Origin of the sequence: Mesorhizobium sp. M8A.F.Ca.ET.161.01.1.1, assembly GCF_004792105.1 — a bacterium.
In the GTDB taxonomy this organism is placed as follows: Bacteria; Pseudomonadota; Alphaproteobacteria; order Rhizobiales; family Rhizobiaceae; genus Mesorhizobium.
On sequence record NZ_SRTD01000001.1, the window covers coordinates 124,254 to 146,527 of the forward strand.

General features: G+C 63.4%; 20 protein-coding genes. 11 read left to right on the plus strand and 9 right to left on the minus strand.

The window, feature by feature from the left end; translation table 11 throughout:
• Positions 1-7: 7 nt before the first annotated feature.
• From lpxD to lpxB, 5 genes are read left to right on the plus strand one after another with little or no spacing between them, the layout of a single operon-like run.
• Positions 8-1,063 carry a UDP-3-O-(3-hydroxymyristoyl)glucosamine N-acyltransferase gene (gene lpxD, locus EN804_RS00630; protein ID WP_135918464.1) on the plus strand — a complete coding sequence of 352 codons (1,056 nt, stop codon included), beginning with the start codon at positions 8-10 and terminating at the stop codon, positions 1,061-1,063.
• Positions 1,056-1,523 carry a 3-hydroxyacyl-ACP dehydratase FabZ gene (gene fabZ, locus EN804_RS00635; RefSeq protein WP_015317790.1) on the plus strand — a complete coding sequence of 156 codons (468 nt, stop codon included), beginning with the start codon at positions 1,056-1,058 and terminating at the stop codon, positions 1,521-1,523. Before lpxD ends, fabZ begins: the two co-directional genes overlap by 8 nt.
• A gap of 13 nt (positions 1,524-1,536) precedes the next feature.
• Positions 1,537-2,370, plus strand: a complete 834-nt coding sequence (gene lpxA / locus EN804_RS00640) for an acyl-ACP--UDP-N-acetylglucosamine O-acyltransferase (RefSeq protein WP_135918465.1) — start codon at positions 1,537-1,539, stop codon at positions 2,368-2,370.
• Positions 2,357-3,259, plus strand: a complete 903-nt coding sequence (gene lpxI / locus EN804_RS00645; RefSeq protein WP_245512046.1) for a UDP-2,3-diacylglucosamine diphosphatase LpxI — start codon at positions 2,357-2,359, stop codon at positions 3,257-3,259. The genes lpxA and lpxI overlap by 14 nt, the downstream gene beginning before the upstream one ends.
• Positions 3,249-4,421 carry a lipid-A-disaccharide synthase gene (gene lpxB / locus EN804_RS00650; RefSeq protein ID WP_135918466.1) on the plus strand — a complete coding sequence of 391 codons (1,173 nt, stop codon included), beginning with the start codon at positions 3,249-3,251 and terminating at the stop codon, positions 4,419-4,421. Before lpxI ends, lpxB begins: the two co-directional genes overlap by 11 nt.
• 42 nt (positions 4,422-4,463) lie before the next feature.
• Here lpxB and gltA read toward each other — a convergent pair whose 3' ends face one another.
• Together gltA and gltX are read right to left on the minus strand one after the other, a co-directional pair.
• Complete coding sequence (gene gltA, locus EN804_RS00655; RefSeq protein ID WP_015317794.1) at positions 4,464-5,786, minus strand: citrate synthase; 1,323 nt, start codon at positions 5,784-5,786, stop codon at positions 4,464-4,466.
• Positions 5,787-5,969: 183 nt separating this feature from the next.
• Positions 5,970-7,394: a glutamate--tRNA ligase gene (gltX, locus tag EN804_RS00660; protein WP_135918467.1), complete on the minus strand. Its 1,425-nt coding sequence runs from the start codon at positions 7,392-7,394 to the stop codon at positions 5,970-5,972.
• A 103-nt stretch (positions 7,395-7,497) separates the two neighbouring features.
• On the opposite strand from gltX, the gene EN804_RS00665 reads away from it, so the two are divergent.
• Positions 7,498-9,954 carry a ComEC/Rec2 family competence protein gene (locus tag EN804_RS00665; RefSeq protein ID WP_135918468.1) on the plus strand — a complete coding sequence of 819 codons (2,457 nt, stop codon included), beginning with the start codon at positions 7,498-7,500 and terminating at the stop codon, positions 9,952-9,954.
• Here EN804_RS00665 and lexA read toward each other — a convergent pair.
• The gene (lexA, locus tag EN804_RS00670; RefSeq protein WP_127280511.1) at positions 9,948-10,691 is read right to left on the minus strand and encodes a transcriptional repressor LexA; all 744 of its coding nucleotides are present in this window, start codon (positions 10,689-10,691) and stop codon (positions 9,948-9,950) included. The two genes, EN804_RS00665 and lexA, sit on opposite strands and share 7 nt — an antisense overlap.
• A 410-nt stretch (positions 10,692-11,101) precedes the next feature.
• Complete coding sequence (locus tag EN804_RS00675) at positions 11,102-11,875, minus strand: GntR family transcriptional regulator (protein ID WP_135918469.1); 774 nt, start codon at positions 11,873-11,875, stop codon at positions 11,102-11,104.
• 153 nt (positions 11,876-12,028) lie between these two features.
• Here EN804_RS00675 and EN804_RS00680 point away from each other — a divergent pair, with 153 nt between their 5' ends.
• The 4 genes from EN804_RS00680 to kynU are packed head-to-tail and all read left to right on the plus strand — an operon-like array spanning position 12,029 to position 16,066.
• Complete coding sequence (locus tag EN804_RS00680; RefSeq protein ID WP_135918470.1) at positions 12,029-13,015, plus strand: ABC transporter substrate-binding protein; 987 nt, start codon at positions 12,029-12,031, stop codon at positions 13,013-13,015.
• 60 nt (positions 13,016-13,075) lie between these two features.
• Positions 13,076-13,855 (plus strand): ABC transporter ATP-binding protein, encoded by a 780-nt coding sequence (locus EN804_RS00685; RefSeq protein WP_135918471.1) that lies wholly within the window; start codon positions 13,076-13,078, stop codon positions 13,853-13,855.
• Between the two features lie 5 nt (positions 13,856-13,860).
• On the plus strand, positions 13,861-14,784 hold the full coding sequence (locus tag EN804_RS00690) for an ABC transporter permease (RefSeq protein ID WP_135918472.1): 924 nt from the start codon (positions 13,861-13,863) through the stop codon (positions 14,782-14,784).
• A gap of 34 nt (positions 14,785-14,818) precedes the next feature.
• Positions 14,819-16,066: a kynureninase gene (gene kynU / locus EN804_RS00695; RefSeq protein ID WP_135918756.1), complete on the plus strand. Its 1,248-nt coding sequence runs from the start codon at positions 14,819-14,821 to the stop codon at positions 16,064-16,066.
• 58 nt (positions 16,067-16,124) lie between these two features.
• Here kynU and kynA read toward each other — a convergent pair whose 3' ends face one another.
• Both kynA and EN804_RS00705 read right to left on the minus strand, forming a co-directional pair.
• Positions 16,125-16,961, minus strand: a complete 837-nt coding sequence (gene kynA, locus EN804_RS00700; RefSeq protein WP_135918473.1) for a tryptophan 2,3-dioxygenase — start codon at positions 16,959-16,961, stop codon at positions 16,125-16,127.
• On the minus strand, positions 16,958-18,583 hold the full coding sequence (locus tag EN804_RS00705) for an AMP-binding protein (RefSeq protein WP_135918474.1): 1,626 nt from the start codon (positions 18,581-18,583) through the stop codon (positions 16,958-16,960). Before EN804_RS00705 ends, kynA begins: the two co-directional genes overlap by 4 nt.
• A 312-nt stretch (positions 18,584-18,895) precedes the next feature.
• Between EN804_RS00705 and EN804_RS00710 the strand changes: the two genes are divergently transcribed.
• Positions 18,896-19,726 (plus strand): alpha/beta hydrolase, encoded by an 831-nt coding sequence (locus tag EN804_RS00710; protein WP_135918475.1) that lies wholly within the window; start codon positions 18,896-18,898, stop codon positions 19,724-19,726.
• A 46-nt stretch (positions 19,727-19,772) separates the two neighbouring features.
• Here EN804_RS00710 and glp read toward each other — a convergent pair whose 3' ends face one another.
• The 3 genes from glp to trpC are packed head-to-tail and all read right to left on the minus strand — an operon-like array spanning position 19,773 to position 22,272.
• The gene (gene glp / locus EN804_RS00715; protein ID WP_135918476.1) at positions 19,773-20,978 is read right to left on the minus strand and encodes a gephyrin-like molybdotransferase Glp; all 1,206 of its coding nucleotides are present in this window, start codon (positions 20,976-20,978) and stop codon (positions 19,773-19,775) included.
• Complete coding sequence (moaC, locus tag EN804_RS00720) at positions 20,978-21,460, minus strand: cyclic pyranopterin monophosphate synthase MoaC (RefSeq protein WP_135918757.1); 483 nt, start codon at positions 21,458-21,460, stop codon at positions 20,978-20,980. Before moaC ends, glp begins: the two co-directional genes overlap by 1 nt.
• Complete coding sequence (trpC, locus tag EN804_RS00725) at positions 21,460-22,272, minus strand: indole-3-glycerol phosphate synthase TrpC (RefSeq protein ID WP_135918477.1); 813 nt, start codon at positions 22,270-22,272, stop codon at positions 21,460-21,462. Before trpC ends, moaC begins: the two co-directional genes overlap by 1 nt.
• Positions 22,273-22,274 lie beyond the last annotated feature (2 nt).

The window sequence follows — 22,274 nt, forward strand, 5'->3', positions numbered from 1 at the left end:
TTCTGGAATGACCGATCCGGTGTTCTTCGCGCCATCACGCCGGTATACGGCGGCCGAAGTCGCGAATCTGACTGGCTCGGTGCTTGTCGATTCGGGCCAATCCGACGTTTCGATCGAAGCGTTGGCGCCAGCCAGTGAAGGCGGCGTCAACGCGCTCGTCTTCGTCGATGGCAGGCGTAATTCCGCGCTGATGCCGTCGCTGCGGGCGGCTGCGGTGCTGTGTCCGGCGGAATTCGCGAACAAGGCGCCTGCCGGCATCGCCGTCCTGATCCATCCGCGGCCGCAACAGGCTTTCGCGCTGGTTGGGCGCCTGCTGTTCCCGACAGCCGCCACGCCGGGGCCGATGACTGGCGAAACCGGCGTTTCGCCGCATGCCCATGTCGACCCGACCGCGCATGTCGAAGCCGGCGTCGTCATCGAGGCCGGCGCCGTCGTCGGGCCTGGCGTCTCGATCGGCAGCGGCACCGTCATTGCGCCGAACGCCGTCATCGGACAGTCCTGCCAGATCGGCCGTGACGGATATGTCGGCCCGGGCGCCAGCATCCAGTACGCACTGATCGGCAATCGGGTCATCATCCATGGTGGGGCCAGGATCGGCCAGGACGGCTTTGGCTTTGTCGGCGGCGCCAAGGGCCCGGAACGGGTCCCGCAAATCGGACGCGTCGTCATCCAGGATGATGTCGAGATCGGCTCCAATTCCACAGTCGATCGCGGCGCGATGTCCGATACGATCATTGGGCAAGGCACAAAGATCGACAATCTCGTGCAGATCGCCCATAACGTCCGCATCGGTCGCAATTGCATAGTGGCCGGGCTTTCGGGTATTTCCGGTTCCGTGGTGGTGGGTGACAATGTCACTATGGGCGGCGGCGTCGGGCTTGCGGATCATCTGACGATTGGTACAGGTGCCAAGCTTGCCGCCAGAAGTGGATTTATGAGCAATGTTCCCGCCGGCGAGATATGGGGTGGCTATCCGGCACAGCCGATGGCGGAAGCCATGCGAGAGATAGCCATGTTGCGCACGATGGCCAGAGCACGCAAGCAGGGCAAGGACAATGGCTGACATGGTGGCGGCGACAACGCTGGAAGCGGTTGACATATTGGGGCTGATGAAGCTCCTGCCGCACCGTTACCCCTTCCTCATGATCGACCGCATCGTGGACATCGATGGTGACGACTCCGCTATCGGCATCAAGAACGTGACCATAAACGAGCCGCATTTTCAGGGGCATTTCCCGGAGCAGCCGGTGATGCCGGGCGTGCTCATCGTTGAGGCCATGGCGCAGACGGCCGGCGCCATCTGCATTCGCAGCCTCGGGGCGTCGAAACCGTCGCTGGTCTATTTCCTGACCATCGACAACGCAAAATTCCGCAAACCGGTCGTTCCCGGCGACCAGTTGAAGATCCATGTCAAGAAAATCAAGAAGCGCGGCAACCTGCTCAAATTCGCCTGCGAAGCCCTGGTCGAAGGTACCAAGGCGGCCGAGGCCGAGATTTCAGCCATGATGGTCACCGGCGACTGACGATCGAGTGCCTATGAAAATCAAGACGTCAATCCATCCTTCCTCCGTCGTCGAAGGAGGCGCCCAGATCGGCCAGGGTGTGCGCATTGGGCCGTTCTGCCATGTCAGCGCCGATGCCGTGATCGGCGACGGTGTCGAACTGGTCAGCCATGTCTCGGTGATGGGCGCGACCACTATCGGGGCGTCGACCAAGGTCTATCCGATGGCGATCTTGGGCGCACCGCCGCAGAACACCAAGCACAAGGGCGGCCGCACCACACTCGTCATCGGCGCCAACTGCACCATCCGCGAAGGCGTGACCATGCATGTCGGCACCGACACCAGCCGCGGCGAAACGACGGTGGGCGACAATGGCAATTTCCTTGCCTACGCCCATATCGCCCATGATTGCGCCGTCGGCAAGAACGCCACCTTCGCCAACGGCGCGACGCTGGGCGGACACTGCGAAATCGGTGACAACGTCTATATTGGCGGCCTCAGCGCCGTCCATCAATTTGTGCGCGTTGGCGACAACGCCTTTCTTGGCGGGTGCTCGGCTTTTGTTGGTGATGTCATTCCCTATGCCATCGCGGTCGGCAACCGCGCCAGCTTGCGCGGCTTGAACATCATCGGCCTCAAGCGCGCCGGTTTGCCGCGTTCCGAAATCTATCTGCTGCGCAAGGCCTACAAGACGATCTTCGACCGCTCCCGCACCGTCGGTGAGAATATCGAGTTCGCCAAGGCCGAGTTCGCCTCGTCACCGACTGCAATGAAGATCATCGATTTCATCACCAGTCGCGGCAAGCGGCACTATGCGGTGCCATCGCTAAAGGGCGGCGATGGCGACGTCACCGATGACGAAGGCTGAGGCCAGCTCGGCAGGCTTCGTTCTCGCGCCGGGCGCCAGGGTCGGCATCATTGCCGGCGGCGGCAGCCTGCCGGTCGAAGTCGCCGAAGGGCTGGCGGAGGGCGGACATCCGCCCGTCATCATCTTGGTCGAAGGCCAGGCCGACCGTCAGTCCGAGCTCACGGTCTATGAGCATGAAAGCCTTGCCCTGGAAGACATCGGCTCGCTGGCTGCCTTGCTGAGGCGCCGGCGGATCAGCCATCTCGTGCTTGCCGGCGAGATCAGGCGCAGGCCGCGTCTGATCGACATGCGCCCGAGCTTCGGCCTGCTGGCTGTGATATCCTCCGCCGCCATGGCGCTTGCGCGCGGCGATGACGGCCTGTTGAAGATATTGACCCGAGGCCTGGAGGCGCGCGGCATCAAGGTCGTCGGCGCGCACGAAGTCGTGCCGAAACTTGTCGCGACTGAGGGGCCGCTGACCAAGGCAGTGCCGCGAAAGTCGGACTGGCGCGACATCGAGGCGGCGCATGCGGCGGCAAAGGCCATCGGCGCGCTCGACATCGGCCAGGCCGCTATTGCGATCGGCGGTCGCGTCATTGCCCTGGAAGGCATCGAGGGCACCGGCGGTCTGCTCGAGCGGACGCAGCAACTGCGTGGCCATGGCAGGCTCGCCGGCAAAACGCGCGGCGTCCTGGTTAAATGCGCCAAGCCCGGCCAGGAACTGCGCGCCGATCTTCCCTCTATCGGCCCGCAAACGGTCGAGGCGGCGCATGAAGCCGGCCTTGCCGGCATTGCCGTCGAAGCCGGCCGCTCGTTGATCCTCGAAGGGCCGACTGTCGTTGCGCGCGCCAATGCGCTCGGTCTGTTCGTGATCGGCCTGCCGGCCGCGGGGCCTGCCCATGGCAGCTGAGAAGCCGCTGAAGATCGCGATCGTCGCCGGCGAAGAATCCGGCGACCTGCTTGGCGCCGACATCGTCCAGGCCCTGAAACGCATGACCGGGCGCGAGGTGCGCCTCGTCGGCATTGGCGGGCGGCATCTGCGGGCGCTTGGGCTGGCGCCGCTGTTCGACGGATCAGAGATCGCACTGATGGGGCTCAGCGCCATCCTGCGCGACCTGCCGCGCCTGATGCGGCGGATCAGCCAGACGGCAAGTGCCGTCGCCGCTGAAAAGCCCGACTGCCTCATCACCATCGACAGCCCTGACTTTTCGCTGCGCGTCGCCAAAAAGGTTCGAGCCGCCGATCCGAACATCCCGATCGTCCACTATGTCTGCCCGAGCGTCTGGGCGTGGCGGCCGGGCAGGGCGGCGGCGATGAAGCCCTACGTCGACCACATACTGTGCATCCTGCCTTTCGAAGTGAAGGAACTCAGCCGCCTCGGTGGCCCGCCCGGCACCTATGTCGGACATCGCCTGACGCATGATCCCGGCGTACTTGGCGCGGCCAAGGCGCAAGGCCAGCCGCGCGATCTCTCGGGCGATCGTGTCAAGACGCTGCTCGTCCTGCCGGGATCGCGGCGCGGCGAAGCGAGCCGGCTTATTGGTCCGTTTGGTGAGACGGTCTCGGCATTGCGGGCGCGCGGACATCGCTTGCGCCTGCTGTTGCCGACGGTGCCGCATGTCGCTGACCTGATCAAAACATCGGTTGCTCGCTGGGATGAAAAGCCTGAGATCATCCTTGAGCCTGAGCGCAAATGGCAGGCCTTCGGCAAAGCCGATGCGGCACTGATCGCCTCGGGAACAGTGTCGTTGGAACTGGCGCTGTCCGGTGTGCCGATGATCTCGTGCTACCGGCTCGATCCGGTGATGCGCATGGTCCAGGGGCTGGTCACGGTGTGGAGTGCGGCCCTGCCCAATCTGATTGCCGACCAGATCGTGGTGCCGGAGCACTACAACCAATATGTGCGGCCGCGCTATCTGGCGCGGCAGCTCGAGGCGCTGTTTTCAGACACCGGCTACCGAGCCTGGCAGAAGGACGGCTTTGCGGAAGTGGCAAGGCGCATGGCGACCGACAGGCCCTCCGGCGATATCGCTGCGGAGGTGGTGATGGGGTGCATCAAGAGCAAGCAGTAGGCAGTGGGCAGGCCTATTCCCTACTGCCCAATCCCTATTGCCTCATCTCTTCGCAATCGGTACGTAGTCGCGCTCCGGCGCGCCGGTGTAGAGCTGGCGCGGGCGACCGATCTTCTGGCGCGGATCCTCGATCATTTCCTTCCACTGCGCGATCCAACCGACCGTGCGGGCGACCGCGAACAGCACGGTGAACATGGTGGTGGGGAAGCCCAGCGCCTTCAGCGTGATACCGGAGTAGAAGTCGACGTTCGGATAGAGCTTCTTCTCGATGAAATAGGGATCGGTCAGCGCGATCTTTTCCAGCTCCATGGCGATGTCGAGCAGCGGATCATCCTTGATGCCGAGCTCGCCCAGGACCTCATGCGCCGTCTTCTGCATGATCTTGGCACGCGGATCGTAGTTCTTGTAGACGCGGTGGCCAAAGCCCATCAACCGGAACGGATCGTTCTTGTCCTTGGCACGGGCGATGAATTCCGGGATATGATCGACATGGCCGATCTCGCCCAGCATGTTGAGCGCCGCTTCGTTGGCGCCGCCATGGGCCGGGCCCCACAAGCAAGCGATCCCGGCGGCGATGCAGGCGAAGGGGTTGGCGCCCGAAGAGCCGGCGAGACGAACGGTCGAGGTCGAAGCGTTCTGCTCGTGGTCGGCGTGCAGGATGAAGATGCGCTCCATGGCGCGCGCCAGCACCGGGTTGATCTTGTATTCCTCGCACGGCACGGCAAAGCACATATGCAGGAAGTTTGCCGCGAAACCGAGATCGTTCTTCGGATAAATAAACGGCTGGCCGATGTGGTACTTGTAAGCCATGGCCGCGATCGTCGGCATTTTGGCGATCAGGCGCATGGACGCAACCATGCGCTGGTACGGGTCGGAGATGTCGGTCGAGTCGTGATAGAAGGCCGACAGCGCGCCAACCACGCCGCACATCACCGCCATCGGGTGCGCGTCGCGGCGGAAGCCGGTGAAGAAGCGCGACATCTGCTCGTGCACCATGGTGTGGCGCGTCACGCGGTAATCGAAATCGTCCTTCTGCGCCTTGGTGGGCAGTTCGCCGTAGAGCAGGAGATAGCAGACCTCGAGGAAGTCGCCATGTTCGGCCAATTGGTCGATCGGGTAGCCGCGGTGCAGGAGGATGCCGGCATCACCATCGATGAAGGTGATCTCCGACTCGCAGCTTGCCGTCGAGGTGAAGCCGGGGTCATAGGTGAAGGCGCCGGTAGTGCTGTAGAGCGAGGCGATGTCGATGACGTCAGGTCCGACCGAGCCGCTTCGCACCTTGAATTCGTGGGTCTTGCCGGCGAATTCGAGCGTTGCCGTGGCCTCTTGGCCGCCCACATCCAGTTTTTTCGCAGCTTCGGTCATTGCAAACTCCTTCTTGTTTCCTCATGCCGGCAAAGGCAAATTCCGCAGAGCGACACGTCGAAATCACCGCAATGCGCGCCTTCGCCACCGCATTCTAGGAGGTGCGTGCCAGATTGGGCCAAGACATAATGTTGCACTGCGAAACGCGCCTTTCAATGCCAATCTTCTTGGGCCAGTTTGCTCCTAATCGATTTGATCCGCTATGCGGGCCAGGCTTTCCTCACGCCCCAGCACGGCCAGCACGTCGAATACGCCCGGCGAGGTGCTTTTGCCGGTCAAAGCAGCCCGCAACGGCTGGGCCACGGCACCAAGCTTGTGGCCGCCAGCCAGGGCATAGTCGCGGATAGCGGCCTCGGCCGTGGCCGCCGTCCACTCACCCGACAGCGACTTCAAAGCTTCGTGAGCGCCGCGCAGGATCTTGCGGGCATCGTCATTGAGCAGGAGCGCGGCCTTGTCGTCGATCGGCAGCGGCCGCGCGGCAAACAGGAAGGCAGCGCCGTCGACGAGCTCGACCAGCGTCTTGGCGCGCTCCTTCAGGCCCGGAAGGGCTGCCAGCAACTGCGCCTTGTTCTTCTTGTCGAGGCGCGCCGCCATCGCCGGGCCGCCCTCCAGATAAGGCAAGGTGGCGATGAAAATGTCGAACAATTCGGAATCGGCCATGCGGCGCATATGGACGCCGTTCAACGCCTCGAGCTTGGCGAAATCGAAGCGCGCCGCGCCCTTGTTGACGTCGCCGATGTCAAACCACGAGATCATATCCTTGATCGACATGATCTCGTCGTCGCCATGGCTCCAGCCGAGACGCGCCAGGTAATTGAGCAGGGCCTCCGGCAGATAGCCCATGGCGCGATAGGCCTCGACACCAAGCGCGCCGTGGCGCTTCGACAGCTTGGCGCCGTCGGCGCCATGGATCAGCGGGATATGCGACATCGAAGGCACCTCCCAGCCCATGGCGTTGTAGATCACGGTCTGGCGGGCGGCGTTGGTCAGGTGATCATCGCCACGGATGATGTGGGTGACGCCCATGTCGTGATCGTCGACGACGACGGCGTGCATGTAGGTCGGGTTGCCGTCCGAACGCAGGATGATGAAGTCGTCGAGATCCTTGTTGGGGAAGCGCACCTCGCCCTGGACCCGGTCCTGCACCACCGTCTCGCCCTCGGTCGGTGCCTTGATGCGGATGGCGCCCCTGACGCCGGCGGGTGCCTCCGACGGATCGCGCTCACGCCAGTGGCCGTTATAGCGTGGCGGCAGGCCCTTGGCGCGTGCTGCCTCGCGCATCGCCTCGAGCTCGGCTGAGGTCTCGTAGCTGTAATAGGCCTTGCCCAGCCGCACCAGTTCCTCGGCCACCTCACGATGGCGCGGCGCCCGCTCGAACTGGGAAACCGCATCGCCGTCCCATGACAGGCCGAGCCAGGTCAGGCCGTCGAGAATGGCTGATGTGGCCGCATCGGTCGAACGCTCCCGATCGGTGTCCTCGATGCGCAGCAGCATCGTACCGCCGGTATGCTTGGCATAGAGCCAGTTGAACAGTGCCGTGCGCGCGCCGCCGATGTGCAGATAGCCGGTCGGCGAGGGGGCAAAACGGGTGATGACCTTGTCGGACATGGAACTCTCGGAAAACGTCTGAAGCTGGGTGCGGAGGGCGCGGACTTTCGCGCTTCGCGCGTTCATGTAGCATAGGGTGTCGAGGGCGCAAGGGGCAGACCCGATGACTGGACGAGGCCGGGGCTCGGATCGGGGCGAGGGCGCCATTGTCGGCGTCAGCGAACGGTCCTTGTTTGCGACGCCTCCGGCGATCCCGCTGCCATCGCCGCTCGTGGCTGCGCCCGCAACCCAGCCGTTGCAAGCGGGCTTGCCGGCGCCAACTCCGTCTCCTGCCGCACGCAGGATCGTGCGCGCGCGCCGGAAAATCGGCCGGATATCCTTGCTTCGCCTGCGCCACGGCTTGGCCAAGGCGGCGGAGCTGGAACTTGACCGGGGCATCGCCTTCCTGCTGGTGCCGGTCTGCCTGGCGGTTGGGGCGATCGGCTACTTTTCGCTGGCGACCGAGCCCGATTTTGCAAAGCCTGTCGCGGTCATGGTGCTGGCGGCGACCTGTGCATTCGTCTCGCGTTCCTGGCCGAAAACCCATCTGTGTTTCATGGCAGTGCTGTTGTGCGCGCTGGGCCTGCTCGCGGCGAAGGTCGAAACATGGCGAGCAGGAACCCGGATGCTGGGTTCGGAAATCTCGACTCAATTGACCGGCCGCGTGGTCTCGCTCGAGGAGATGGAGAGCGGCCGTATCCGGTTGACCATGGACGTGATTTCGACCGCCCGGCCGAAATTGCGCTATGCGCCGGAAAGGGTCCGGCTTTCGGCACGCAAGATACCGCCGGAAATGACCGCTGGCTCGCTTATCACAGGCTACGCCAAACTGCTGCCGCCGACCGGTCCGGTGCGGCCGGACAGCTACGACTTCTCCTTCGACAGCTATTTCGCAGGCATCGGCGGCAGCGGCTTCTTTCTCGGCAATCCAACGGTTGTCGCTACCGACGATGGTGAGATGTCGCTGCCAGCCCGTCTTTTTTCAAGCATCGAAAACGCCCGCGAAGCCATCGCCGACCACATCAGGGGCAGCATCGGCGGCGCCGAAGGCGAGATCGCGGCGGCGCTGATCGTCGGCGTGCGCGCCGGCATTCCCGATGAAATCAACGAAGCGATGCGGCGTACCGGCATCTATCACATCATTTCCATTTCGGGACTGCATATGGCGCTGGTCGCCGGCACCATCATGGGTCTGTTGCGCGGTGCCTTCGCGCTGTTTCCAGACTTTTCCGCGCGCCGGCCGGTGAAGAAATATGCGGCCGCCGCCGCACTTTTCTCGATCGCCGCCTATCTCGTCATTTCCGGTGTCGTCGTTGCGGCCGAACGCAGCTTCATCATGCTGGCGGTGATGCTGATTGCCGTCTTGTTCGATCGCGCGGCGCTCACCATGCGCAACCTGGCCATCTCGGCGATCGCCGTTATCCTGGTTTCCCCGCACGAGGTCGTCGGCCCGAGCTTCCAAATGTCGTTCGCGGCAACCGCGGCCCTTGTTGGCGCCTATGCCGGCTGGGCGGACCACCGCGCTGGTAAGACGAGGCCACCGTCGCCAAAGCGGTCACTACCCGGGTTCCTGACGCGAAAATTCCTGCTGGCGACAGGTGGATTGGCCATGACCTCCATCATTGCCGGCAGCGCGACGGCGCTGTTTGCCATCTGGCATTTCCAGCGCGTATCGCCGCTCAGCCTGTTCGCCAATCTGGCCGTCATGCCGATCGTGTCGGTGGTCGTCATGCCTTTTGCGGTCCTCAGTTCGCTGGCGATGCCCTTCGGCGCCGACGGCCCGTTTCTCTACGTGATGGGCAAAGGCCTGACAGCGATGATCGCCGTATCGTCATGGATATCGGAGCGCTCGCCGATCGATGGGGTAGGTCTGATCTCGCAGCAATCCGTGCTGCTGGTGGCCGTCGCGCTGGTCATCGCGACGATGGCGACGACCTGGCTGCGGCTCGCGGCACTGCCATTCGCACTTGCCGGTCTGTTGACTGTGTCGGACATACGCACGCCCGATGTGCTGATCTCGGAAGACGCACGGCTGGTCGCACTGCCGATCGGCAATGGCGAACTGGCCGTCAACCGGGAACGTCCGAACGAATTCGCGGCCGACAACTGGAAACGCGCTCTGGTCTCCGAAACAATCGTCAAACCGGAAATGTTCGACAAGGCGGACGGGCAATTCGATATTGCCGCTCCCACCGACCTGCCGCAGGGATCGCCGTTCTATTGCCGCGAAGGCCTTTGCCTTGCCAGGCACCCTTCCGGCGCGATCGTCGCCTATGTCGAGGATCGCAAGAACACCTGGAAAGCCTGCGCCTTCGCCGACCTGATCGTCGTCAATGACGCGACCGCCTATGACGCCTGCCACAATCCGCTGGTTGTCGTCGTCACGAAACGGCAGCTCGCCCGCAAGGGAAGTGCTGCCGTCTTCTTCGATCCCCAGTCGGCCACAACCCCGGCTGTGATCGAATTCGCTGTCGACGGACCATACCGGCCCTGGCACGAGCAGCGAAAATTCTCACGCGAGGCGAGGGGGCTGCCGCCCTATAAAAAGCCAGACAAGTCCGATGGCAAACCGGCTCAGTAGCGCCTGATCAGCCCGACCAGCTTGCCTTGTACCTTGACTCTGTCCGGCCCGAAAATGCGCGTTTCGTAGGCTGGATTGGCGGCTTCGAGCGCGATCGAGGCGCCTTTACGGCGGAACCGCTTCAGCGTCGCTTCCTCCTCGTCGACCAGCGCCACGATGATTTCGCCCGGACTTGCCGTGTTGGCATTGCGGATGATGACCGTGTCGCCGTCGAAGATACCAGCCTCGATCATCGAGTCACCCTTGACCTCCAGCGCATAGTGCTCGCCGCCCATGATCATATCCGGCGGCACCGAGATCGAATGCGTCTGATGCTGGATGGCATCGATCGGCACACCGGCGGCGATACGGCCCATGACCGGGATGGACACGGCTGAAACCACATCGTCGTCATTGCCGGCCGCGGGCAGACGCGAAGGCGCCGTCGCCGGCTTGAGCTGGCGGCCAAGATTGTTTTGACCAAGGCTGCCCTGGATGACGCTGGGCGAAAATTTCTTTGCCGCGTTCAGGCCGGGCGCGATCGAATCCGGCAGCCGCAGCACCTCCAGCGCGCGCGCCCGATTGGGTAGCCGGCGAATGAAGCCGCGTTCCTCCAGCGCCGTGATCAGGCGATGAATCCCGGATTTGGAGGCAAGATCGAGCGCTTCCTTCATCTCGTCGAAGGAGGGCGGTATCCCGCTTTCCTTGAGCCGTTCGTGGATGAACATCAGCAGTTCATGTTGCTTGCGTGTCAGCATGGCGGCCCCCAAGGCATTGAACGAAGGTCTGAACCAGAATCGAAAAAACAAACCCAGAACAAACACTATCTGTTCCAGTTGTGTTCCGCAACCGTTTAAAGTTTAATGAATTTGTTAAGGCTGCGGATGTTTTTTGTCCGCTACGGCGGGCAGAAGCCGACCTTTTCCGCCATCGGCAGGCCCATTGAAATCGTTATGGTTAATGGCCTGTGGCCCATCCGCTCCCGAGTTTGGCGTCAGCCGTTCGGAAGGCTTTCCCCGGGCGGATTGTATAATTTATCGGTCCGTTATTCGCGGAACGAAACGAAACCAAAACGCCAACGACTGGCAGCTTCGGGGCAGCGATGGACCCAGGCGTCCGGCCCCACTCCGACCAACGCGTGCGAATAGATGTCGCGGAAGCGCCGGAGTCATCCCGAACCGGCTTTCAAGCTGCCGGCGCGGGCGGCGTATTTGGTCGGGCCGCTGTCTTCGCTGTGGACATAGACGTGCAGGGTGTAGCCGATATGGGCCACCATCAGCGCCTTGGCCCGCTCGACGTCACGATCGAGTGCCGCTTCCATGATCGCGGTATGGTGTTCGATCGCAATCGCTTCGCGCAGCGCCTCCATCGCCTCTTCGTAGCCATCCTTGAGGCCGGCCGCGGCCCGCAATGTCGGCGCCAGACCAAGAAAGCGATGATGCCGGCGCAATTGATCCGAGATCGTCGAGCGGAAACGCAACAGCCAATCGCATGTGGCGGCACTCAGCAGCGCCGCATGGAAAGCCTCGTGATTCTCGTCCCATTTGTCGACCGCCGCATCCGAGGGATCGTCGACCGCGGTTTTGCAACGGGAGAGCCGGTAGTGGGCTGTGACCACGGCATCTTCCCATTCCTTGCCGCCTTTCTCCATCGATTCGAGGAACAGGGGGATCTCGACCACCATCCTGGCGCGCGCCAGATCCTCCAGTTCGGCCCGCGACACCGGAGCCACGGCAAAACCGCGATTGCTGATGGCGGTGACCAGGCGTTCGGCCTCGAGCCGCGACAAGGCTTCGCGCAATGGCGTCCAGCCGACTCCATAGGTGCCGCGCAGTGCACTCAGTTTGAGCGGGGCGCCGGGCATGAGGCGCGTGGTCAGGATATCGCGCCGCAACAGCTGATAGGCTGCCTCCGTCTTTGTGGAGCTCGTTTGATCCTGCATCGCGGTCCATCCGTCGTCTGGCAGGGAAAATTATATATGATGTAGGGGCATGGCAAGAATTATATATAATGTTTGACACAAGCCGGCGGACTGACCATGATCGTTTGCAGTAGCCGCGCTGCAAGCGGCGGTGATCAAATCTGGGAGGAAATGATGTTGAAGTCGAAATCCGCTTGGTTGTCGGGTTTGTTCCTGGCTAGCGCGTTGATGGTGAGCGCCGGCAGTGCCGCCGCCGACCAGATACGCATCGGCATTGCCAACTTCGGCGAGCACCCCCAGCTCAATGCCGCCATAGCCGGCTTCAAGAAGGCGCTGACGGACAATGGCTTCGTCGAGGGCAAGGACGTCGTCTATACGGAAAGCCATACCAATTTCGATGCATCGCTGGTGCCGCAGATGATCGCCAAGCTGCAGGCGGAGCAGCCCAAGCTGATCTACACCATCACCACGCCGGTCTCGCAGATCGCCAAGAAGGCGCTCGCCGGTTCCGGCATTCCAATCGTCTTTGCCGCGGTCACCGATCCAGTGGCGGCCAAGCTGGTGCCGTCGTGGGATTCAGGTGACGAAGGCATGACCGGCGCCAGCGATCTGCAGGACGTCGCCGCGGTGATGGCCTTCACCAAGAAGCTGCTGCCGAACGCCAAGCGCTTCGGCGTGCCTTACAATCCGGGCGAGGCCAATGACGTTGCCTTGGTCGAAAAGATCAAGGCGGCGGCGCCCGCCGCTGGCTTCGAGGTGGTGGAGGTCGGCATCGACAACGTCAATGACATCCAGCAACGTATCGCTTCGCTCGCCGGCAAGGCCGACGTCATCTACGGCCCGGCCTCGAACCTGATCCAGCCGGCGATCGCCGCTGTCTCCGCCGCCGCCCGCCAGGCCGGTATCCCGGTCGTCAACTCCGATGACAGCGCGGTCCGCAACGGCACTGTGCCGGCGAGCTTCGCGGTCAATTACACGCAGGTTGGCATCAACGCCGGCGACATCGCCGCAGAGATACTCAAGGGCAAGGATCCCAAGACGATCGCGCCGTCGCGCCCGGCCTACAAGGATCACATGGCAACGATTTCCCGCAAGGCGATGGCCGCGTTCGGCATCGAGATACCGGCCTCGATGGCAGATTGCGGCTGCATCGTCGACTGACATCAGGCTGCATGAAGGTGACGGCGCGGGCGCCGTCACTTTTCATGTCAGGGAGGAACGATGCTCGAGATCCGATCCGCGCGCAAAGTATTCTACAGGGGCCAGGCCGACGAGAAGATCGCGCTGGACGGCCTCAGCCTGTCATTGGCGACTGGCGAGTTCGGCATCGTCATCGGCTCCAACGGAGCTGGCAAGAGCAGCATGCTCAATGCCATTTCCGGAGCTCTGATCCTCGATACCGGCAAGATCCTGATCAATGGCGCCGATGTGACTGATATGCCGGTGCACAAGCGCGCCGCGAAACTGGCGCGGGTCTTCCAGGATCCGATGCGCGGCACCGCCGCCAGCATGACGGTGGCGGAAAACATGCTGCTGGCTGATTTGCGCAGCAGCAAGCGCACCTTGCGCCAGGGGCTGAACCCCACCCGGCTCGCGTCCTACAAGGAACGCCTGTCGATACTGGGCCTCGGCCTTGAAAACCGCCTGGACACCCGCGTCGACCTGCTTTCGGGTGGGCAGCGGCAGTCCCTGTCGCTGATCATGGCGGTCGGCGGATCGCCCGACTTGCTGCTACTCGACGAACATACCGCGGCGCTCGACCCGCGCACGGCCGAGATCGTCATGCAGGCAACGGTGCGCGCTGTCAGCGCGCTGAAGCTGACGACTTTGATGGTGACCCACAACATGCAGCATGCCGTCGACTACGGCAGCCGGGTGATCATGCTCGACGCCGGCCGCGTCCTCCTGGAGGTCACAGGCGAAGAGAAGGCGAGGGTCTCGGTTATCGATCTGATCGGCCATTTCTCAGTCAAGACCGACCGCATGTTGCTGGCGAGCTGATCATCATGGGCTTCATTCAGGACGTTCTCGCCAGCTTCGTCGCGATCATGCCGGTCACGCTGGCGCAAAGCCTGATCCTGGCCTTTGTCGTGCTCGGGATCATGATTCCGTTTCGCATGCTGAATTTTCCCGATCTCACCAGCGAGGGCGCCTTTCCGCTGGGCGGCTGCATCTGCGGCGTCCTCCTTGCCGCCGGCGCATCGCCGTTGGTCGGCATCGCCGCCGCCCTCGTTGCCGGCTTCGCGGCGGGCTGCTGCACCGCCTTCATCCATCTGCGCTTCCGCATCCACACGCTTCTGGCGGGCATCCTGATGATGACGATGCTCTACAGCATCAACCTTCGCATCATGGGCAAGTCCAATCTCTCGGTCTTCGGCTCGCCGACGGTGTTCGACTGGGTGCCGTTCGCGCGGCCGGGGTTTCCCGCCAGCAAGATCGTCGTCGCCGGCCTTCTCGCGCTGATCGCCTTCATGCTGCTCCACATGTTCTTCAGGACCGAGAAGGGGACGGCCGTGCGTGCCGTGGGCGCCAATCCCGACATGGCCGAGGCGCAAGGCATCAATGTCTGGGCCGCGACCATAGGCGGTGTCGGGCTGGCGAGCGCTTTTTCGGCTTCAAGCGGCGCGCTGATGGTGCAGTCGCAGGGATTTGCCGACGTCAATATGGGATTGGGGATCCTCATCAACGGCCTTGCCGCGCTGATGATCGGCGAGGCCGTCGTCGGCAAGCAGACGGTCTGGCGCCAGCTGCTGGCGCCCTTCGCCGGCGCGATCATCTACTACCAGCTGGTGTCGTTCTGCCTTGCCGCCGGCATGCCGCCGCCCGACCTGAAGCTTGCCACGGGTCTGTTCGTGCTCGCCATGCTTGCCTTGCCCAGCCTCAAGCGTAGCCGCGGGTCGGCGCCGGCACGCGAAGCGATCCGTCAATAACCAGGGCATGAATAACCAGGGAATGTCACAAATGATGCGTGCACCGCTCGATTTCGCAGCCGTCGAGGCCATGGATGCGGCGGACCCGCTGCGCGCCATGCGCGACCGGTTCATTTTGCCGGAAGGCGTCATCTATCTCGACGGCAATTCGCTTGGGGCCGCGGCACCCGCCGTCTTCAACGAGCTACAGAACGCCGCCACCCAGGAATGGGCGCAGGATCTCATCCGCGCCTGGAATACTGCCGGCTGGTTCGACATGCCGCTGGCACTTGGCGACCAGCTCGGACGGCTGGTCGGCGCCGCGCCCGGCCAGACCGTGGTGTGCGATACGACCTCGATCAACATCTACAAGGTGCTGCATGCCGCGCTCGGCATGCGGCCGGACCGGTCGGTCATCGTCGCCGAAGGCGACAGCTTTCCGACCGATCTCTATATGGCCGAAGGCGTGGCCTCGACGCGACCCGGCACCGTCTTGCGGCTCGAGGGCGTCGACGCGCCGACCATTGAGGAACTGATCGACGAGCGTGTCGCCGTCATCCTGGTCAACCATGTCAATTACAAATCCGGCCAGCTGCGCGACATGGCGGCACTGACATGCAAGGCCCATCAGGTCGGCGCGCTGATCGTCTGGGATCTCTGCCATTCCGCCGGCGCCTTGCCGGTCGAACTCGACAGCGCCAATGCGGATTTCGCCATCGGCTGCACTTACAAATATCTCAATGGCGGTCCGGGCGCGCCAGCCTTTATCTACGCCGCCACGCGTCATCACGACAAAGTCCAGCAGCCGCTCAGCGGTTGGTGGGGCCACGCGCGGCCCTTCGCCTTCGAGCAGGGTTATGCGGCCGGCAGCGGCATCCGTCGCTTCCTGTGCGGCACGCAACCGGTCTTGTCGATGCGGGCGCTCAAGGGGGCGCTGGATATCTGGGACGATGTCGACATGGCGGCAGTGCGCAACAAGAGCATCGCGCTCACCGACCTGTTCATCCAACTCGTCGAGACCAGATGCGGCGCTTACGGCCTGGAGCTGGAAAGCCCGCGCGATGGCAAGCAGCGCGGCAGCCAGGTTTCGTTCCTCCACCCCAACGGTTACCAGGTGATGCGGGCGCTGATCGAGCGCGGCGTGATCGGCGATTTCCGTGCGCCATCGACGATCCGCTTCGGCTTCACGCCGCTCTATGTCGGTTACGCCGATGTATGGCAGGCGGTCGGGGTGTTGGAAGATATCCTGCGCACCGGCGCGTGGAAGGACGCGCGCTTCGCGGTCAAGACCGCGGTGACCTGAAGCGTCGGCGCAATTCCAGGAAAAGTGCCGCGCCGCTTTCCAGTCCGCACCAAGGAGCTCAGAGCCGGGTACGGACGTTCCAGAGTTCCGGAAACAGGACGACCTCGAGCATCTTCTTGAGGTAGGAGGCACCGGATGTGCCGCCGGTGCCGCGCTTCAGGCCGATGATGCGCTCGACCGTGGTGACGTGGTTGAAGCGCCATCGGCGGAAGTAGTCCTCGAAGTCGACCAGTTTCTCGGCCAGTTCATAGAACATCCAGTAGCGCTGCGGATCGCGGTAGATGGTCTGCCAGGCGACGAGGACCTCTTCGTTCTCGCTGCGCGTCTCTCGCCAGTCCGTGCGCCTGGCATCGGCGCCGATGTCGAATCCGTTGCGTGCCAGAAGCAGCAGCGCTTCATCGTAGAGCGACGGCTCGGTCAGGATTGCCTCCAGCCTGCCCGTGAGGTCCGGCCGGTGCTTGTGCGGCCCAAGCATGGCGAGGTTGCGATTGCCGGCCATGAATTCGATGGCGCGATACTGCCAGGACTGGAAACCCGAGGACTGGCCGAGCGCATCGCGGAACTCTGTGTATTCGCTTGGAGTCATCGTGCGCAGCACGTCCCAGGCGTTGTTCAGCTGCTCGAAAATGCGGGCGACGCGCGACAGCATCTTGAAGCTCGGTTCGAGGCGGTCGGCACGGATCGAGCGGATCGCGGCGCCAATCTCGTGCAAGGCGAGCTTCATCCAGAGTTCCGATGTCTGGTGCTGGATGATGAACAGCATCTCGTCATGCGCCGACGACAGCGGCGCCTGCGCGTCGAGTACTTTCTCCAGGTGCAGATAGTCGCTGTAGGACATGCGTTCTTTGAACGACATCTGTGCGCCTTCGGACGCCGGATCGTAGGGTTCGCTCAATTGATTTTCTCCGTGCGCAGGCGGAAGCGCTGGATCTTGCCGGTCTGGGTCTTGGGCAGCGCGGCGATGAATTTGACCGATCGCGGGTATTTGTAGGGCGCGATGGTTGCCTTGACGTGGTCCTGCAGGCGCTTGACGGTCATCGCGTCCGGCGCCACGCCTCGCACCAGCACGACATGCGCCTCGACGATCTGGCCGCGCTCGCCATCCTCGGCGCCGATGACAGCGCATTCGGCGACATCGGGATGCGAAAGCAGCGCCGCCTCGACCTCGGGTCCGGCGATGTTGTAGCCGGCGCTGACGATCATGTCGTCGGAACGCGCGGCAAAGTGAAAGAAGCCGTCCTCGTCCTGCGTGAAGGTGTCGCCGGTGAGATTCCAGCCGTCGCGCACATAGTCCTTCTGCCGGTCATCGGCCATGTAGCGGCAGCCGGTTGGCCCGCGCACCGCCAGCCGTCCGGTCTCGCCACGCGGCACTTCGCGCATGTCGTTGTCGACGATGCGCGCCTCGTAGCCGCCGACCGGCTTGCCGGTCGAAGCGGGCTTCCTGTCGTCAAAGCGGTTGGAGATGAAGATGTGCAGCATTTCGGTGGCGCCGATGCCATCGAGGATCGGCTTGCCGGTCTTTCGTGTCCACTCTTCGAAGACCGGCGCCGGCAAGGTCTCGCCGGCGGAAACGGCAACACGCAGCGATGACAGGTCGGCACCCTCATCCATGGCCTTCAGCATGGCGCGGTAAGCAGTCGGCGCGGTGAAGGAAATGGTGGCTTTGTAGGTCTCGATAATGTGGATCATGTTGGGCGGCGTCGCCTGTTCCAGCAGGGTCGCCGCCGCGCCGAAGCGCAGGGGAAAGATGGCCAACCCGCCAAGACCGTAGGTGAAGGCGAGCGGCGGCGAGCCGACGAAGATGTCGTCCGGCGTCACCTGCAGGACTTCGCGGGCGTAGGCATCGGCGATGATCAGCAGGTCGCGGTGGAAATGCATCGTCGCCTTCGGCACGCCCGTCGTGCCCGAGGTGAAGCCGAGCAGGGCGACATCGTCGCGGCCGGTGCTGACGGCGGTGAAGGTGACGGGCTTGTCGAGGGCGGCGCGGTCGAGCTCGGCATCATGGTTGGCGGTGCCGTCGAAGCCGATCACCTGCTTCAGGAACGCGCTGTCCTTGGCGCAGGCGGTCATCTCGTCCATCAGCCGGGTGTCGCAGAGCGCGATCGTGATCTCGGCCTTGTCGACGATCTTTGTGAGTTCGCCGGCGCGCAGCATCGGCATGGTGTTGACGACGACGGCGCCGACCTTGGTGGCGGCCAGCCAACAGGCGACCATGGCTGGGTTATTGGCGGAGCGGATCAACACCCGGTTGCCCGGCTTGACGCCATAATTCTCGACCAGCGCGTGGGCGAGCCGGTTCGTCCAGTCGGACAGTTCCTTGTAGGTGCGGCGGCGGCCATTGCCGATCAGGGCGGTGTGGTCACCGAGACCCTTCTCGACCAGCCTGTCGGTCAATTCGACACCGGCGTTGAGATGTTCGGGGTAGTCGAAGCCGTCGAGCAGGAAGTCGGGCCATTGTTCGGGCGGCGGCAGGTGATCGCGCGTGAACGTGTCGGTATGCGCTGAAGGCCCAAGCATGTCGCCGCTGTCCTGTCTGCTGCCCGGCCAGCGTGCGGGGCACCTGGCCGGAGGCGGTGGATCTGAAATTCCCATCTTTCGCGGAAGGCTTCGTGCAGCCGGCTACACCTGCTCGACCAAGTCGCCGGAAAGGTGACGATTGGCAGATTCGGACAGCACAGCGGACCTCCCATTGTCGACTGTTCCGCTGGCAGGATCGCACCAGTCGAAATTTGTTTCAAGCCTAAAATGTTTTGCCTCGGAGCATTGACGCATGACATGGCGGCGGCCATTGCTAGTGTTGAAACGATGCCGCTTCGGGGGAGGGTGCCGATGCCAGACCATCGCATTGCCGACTGGGACAATGCCTACGCCAACGGCGCCAATATCGCCGGCAGTGACCGTTGGCCGGCCGCATGGGCGGAACCCGCGCAGGCGTTCCGCGATGCGCTATCGGCACAGGGCCGGGCACGTATCGACATTGCCTATGGCGATCGGCCGCGCAACCGCTTCGACCTCTTCCTTCCCAAGGCCGCGCCGAGGGGCCTAGTGGTGTTCATCCATGGCGGCTATTGGATGGAGACCGACAAGAGCTTGTGGTCGCACCTCGCCGAAGGCGCGGTCGACAGCGGTTTTGCCGTGGCGATGCCGTCCTACACGCAGTGCCCCGACATACGCATCGCCGGCATCGTCACCGAAATCGGGACGGCTATCAGCAGGGCCGCGGCAATGGTCGACGGGCCATTGATTCTGACCGGACATTCGGCCGGTGGACATCTCGCCAGCCGCATGGTGACGGTGACCACGCCTTTGGCTGCCGGTATCGCGCGGCGCATACGCCATGTCGTTTCGATTTCAGGCTTGCATGATTTGCGCCCGCTGATGCGCACGGACATGAACGCGACGCTGAAAATCGATGAGCATGAGGCGCAGATGGAAAGCCCGGCACTGCTGCGCCCCCTGGATGGTGTCCGTATCACCTGCTGGGCCGGCGGCGGGGAGCGTTCCGAGTTCTTGCGCCAGAATGCGTTGCTCGCCAACATCTGGACCGGACTTGGCGCAATTACCAACGCCGTGGTCGAACCGGATCGGCATCATTACGATGTTGTCGATGGCCTTGCCGATCCAGCGCACGCCTTGACGCGGACTTTGATCTCGGAATAGCCGAGATTATTTTTGTCCTGTTATCAGCTATTTATGAGATAATTCTTCAACGCAACATCAGAACGCTGCAAGCGTCTCCGGCAACAGATGCGGGAGCAAAAGGCGCGCGCACGACCAATCCGTTGGCATCGGCAAGCATCCTCAGCATTGAAGAATCCTGGATGCCGAACGGCGTCGCCACCAACCCGCTGCCGTCTTCCCGGACCACCGCCCGCACATAATCCTGGCGCAGATCGTTGGCCGCCATTGCGGCGCCGAGCCGCGCCTGGCGGATATCCTGACGATGATCGCGACCGCCGAGCCTTGCCAGAAGCGGCTTCAGGAACAATTGCGAGCAGACCAGGCTTGCCACCGGATTGCCGGGCAGGCCGATGCATCTGACATCGCCGAGGCGCCCGAACATCAGCGGCTTGCCAGGACGCATGGCGATCTTCCAGAAGCCGAGGGTCATGCCTTCGCTGGTCAGCACGTCATGGGTAAGGTCATGGTCGCCCACCGAGGCACCGCCCAGCGTGACGATAACATCGGCGCCGGCGGCCACCGCTTTCCTGACCAGGGCGGCGATGGCGTCCTTGCGGTCGGCGGCGATTCCGAGATCGAGCGCGCGGGCACCGACCGACTGTGCTGCCGCGGCGACGCCATAAGCGTTGGACGAGATGATCTGGTCCGGCCCGAGTTCGCTGCCGGGCTGCAACAGTTCGTCACCGGTGGCGATGATGGCGACCAACGGCCGTTTCACCACGCTCACTCGGGGGTGGTTGGCCGATGCCGCCAGCGACAGTGCAGCCGGGTCGAGCAAGCGCCCCTTCTCCAGCAGCACGTCGCCCTTGGAAAAATCGAGGCCGACGCGGCGGATGTTGCGCCACTCGGCGGTGGGCTCGACCACTTCGATATTGCCACCGCCGAGATCCCTGACATTCTCCTGGATGACGATGGTATCGGCACCATGAGGCAGCGGTGCGCCGGTGAAGATGCGCACGGCTTGTCCTTGGCCGACCGCGCCGTCAAAGCCACGCCCGGCCGGCGCCATCCCGATCACCGAGAGTTTCGACGGCACCGACGCCACGTCGGCGACTCGCACCGCATAGCCGTCCATGGCAGAAGCGTTGAAGGGCGGCTGGGTGCGAAGCGCCACCACCGCTTCGGCCAGCACACGATCGACAGCCTCGATGAGGGGGACGCTTTCGCCGGCCAGCGGCACGGCGCCGTCGAGGAGGCGTTCGAGCGCCTCGGCGACCGGAACCAGCACCATCAGGCACCTGCCTTGTAGTCGCCGGACTTGCCGCCGGTCTTTTCGGACAGCCGGATACCGGAGATGACCATGGCGCGGTCCACCGCCTTGGCCATGTCGTAGATGGTCAGGCAGGCCACGGACGCGGCGGTCAATGCTTCCATCTCGACGCCGGTCTTGCCGGTAACGCGCGCCAGCGCCGTGACTCTGAGGCCGGGCAGAGCATGGTCTGGCTCGATGTCGACGGAAACCTTGGTCAGCAGCAGAGGGTGGCAGAGCGGGATCAACTCATGCGTCTTCTTCGCCGCCATGATGCCGGCGATGCGCGCGGTGCCAAGCACGTCACCTTTCTTGGCGTTGCCGGCGAGAATGGTCTTCAATGTCTCGGGCTGCATGGAGACGAAGCCTTCGGCGATCGCGGTGCGCGTCGTCTCTTCCTTGTCGCCGACATCGACCATGTTGGCCTCGCCCTGCGCGCCAAGGTGCGTGAGGTTGGCCACGATCAGATCGCCTCGGCTACTGCCTTGCCCGTCAGGAGCAAGCGCGTCGCGGCGGCGACGTCCTGTTGCCGCATCAGACTTTCGCCGACGAGAAAGGTGCCGATGCCGCTCTTTTGCATCCTGAGACAATCGTCATGGGTGAAGATGCCGCTCTCGCTGACCAGCAGGCGATCGGCGGGTACCATGGCCGCCAGCCGCTCGGAGGTCTCAAGGCTGGTCTCGAACGTTCTCAGATTGCGGTTATTGATGCCGATCAGCCGCGACGACAATTTCAACGCGCGCTCCGTCTCGGCCTCGTCGTGGACCTCGATCAGCGCATCCATGCCGAGTTCGAACGCGGTCGTTTCCAGCTCATGCGCCAAGTCGTCGTCAACACTGGCCATGATGATCAGGATAGCGTCCGCGCCCCAGGCGCGAGCTTCATGGACCTGGTAGGAATCGAACAGGAAATCCTTGCGTAGCGCGGGCAGGGCGACGGCTGCCCTTGCCCTGGTGAGGAATTCCGGCGCCCCCTGAAAGGACGGCTCGTCCGTCAGTACGGAAAGGCAGGCGGCGCCGCCTTTCTCATAGGCCTTCGCCAATGCCGGCGGATCGAAGTCCGCACGGATCAGCCCTTTGGAGGGACTTGCCTTCTTGATTTCGGCGATCAGGGCGAAATCGCCGGATTTGCGTTTCGCGTCGAGCGCCGCGAGAAAGCCGCGCGGTGCGTCGGCGTCTTTTGCGTGCGCCTTGATCTCTGCCAGCGGTACGCGTGCCTTGGCGGCGGCTATCTCGTCGCGCTTGTAGGCTTCGATATTGCGCAGAATGTCAGACACGG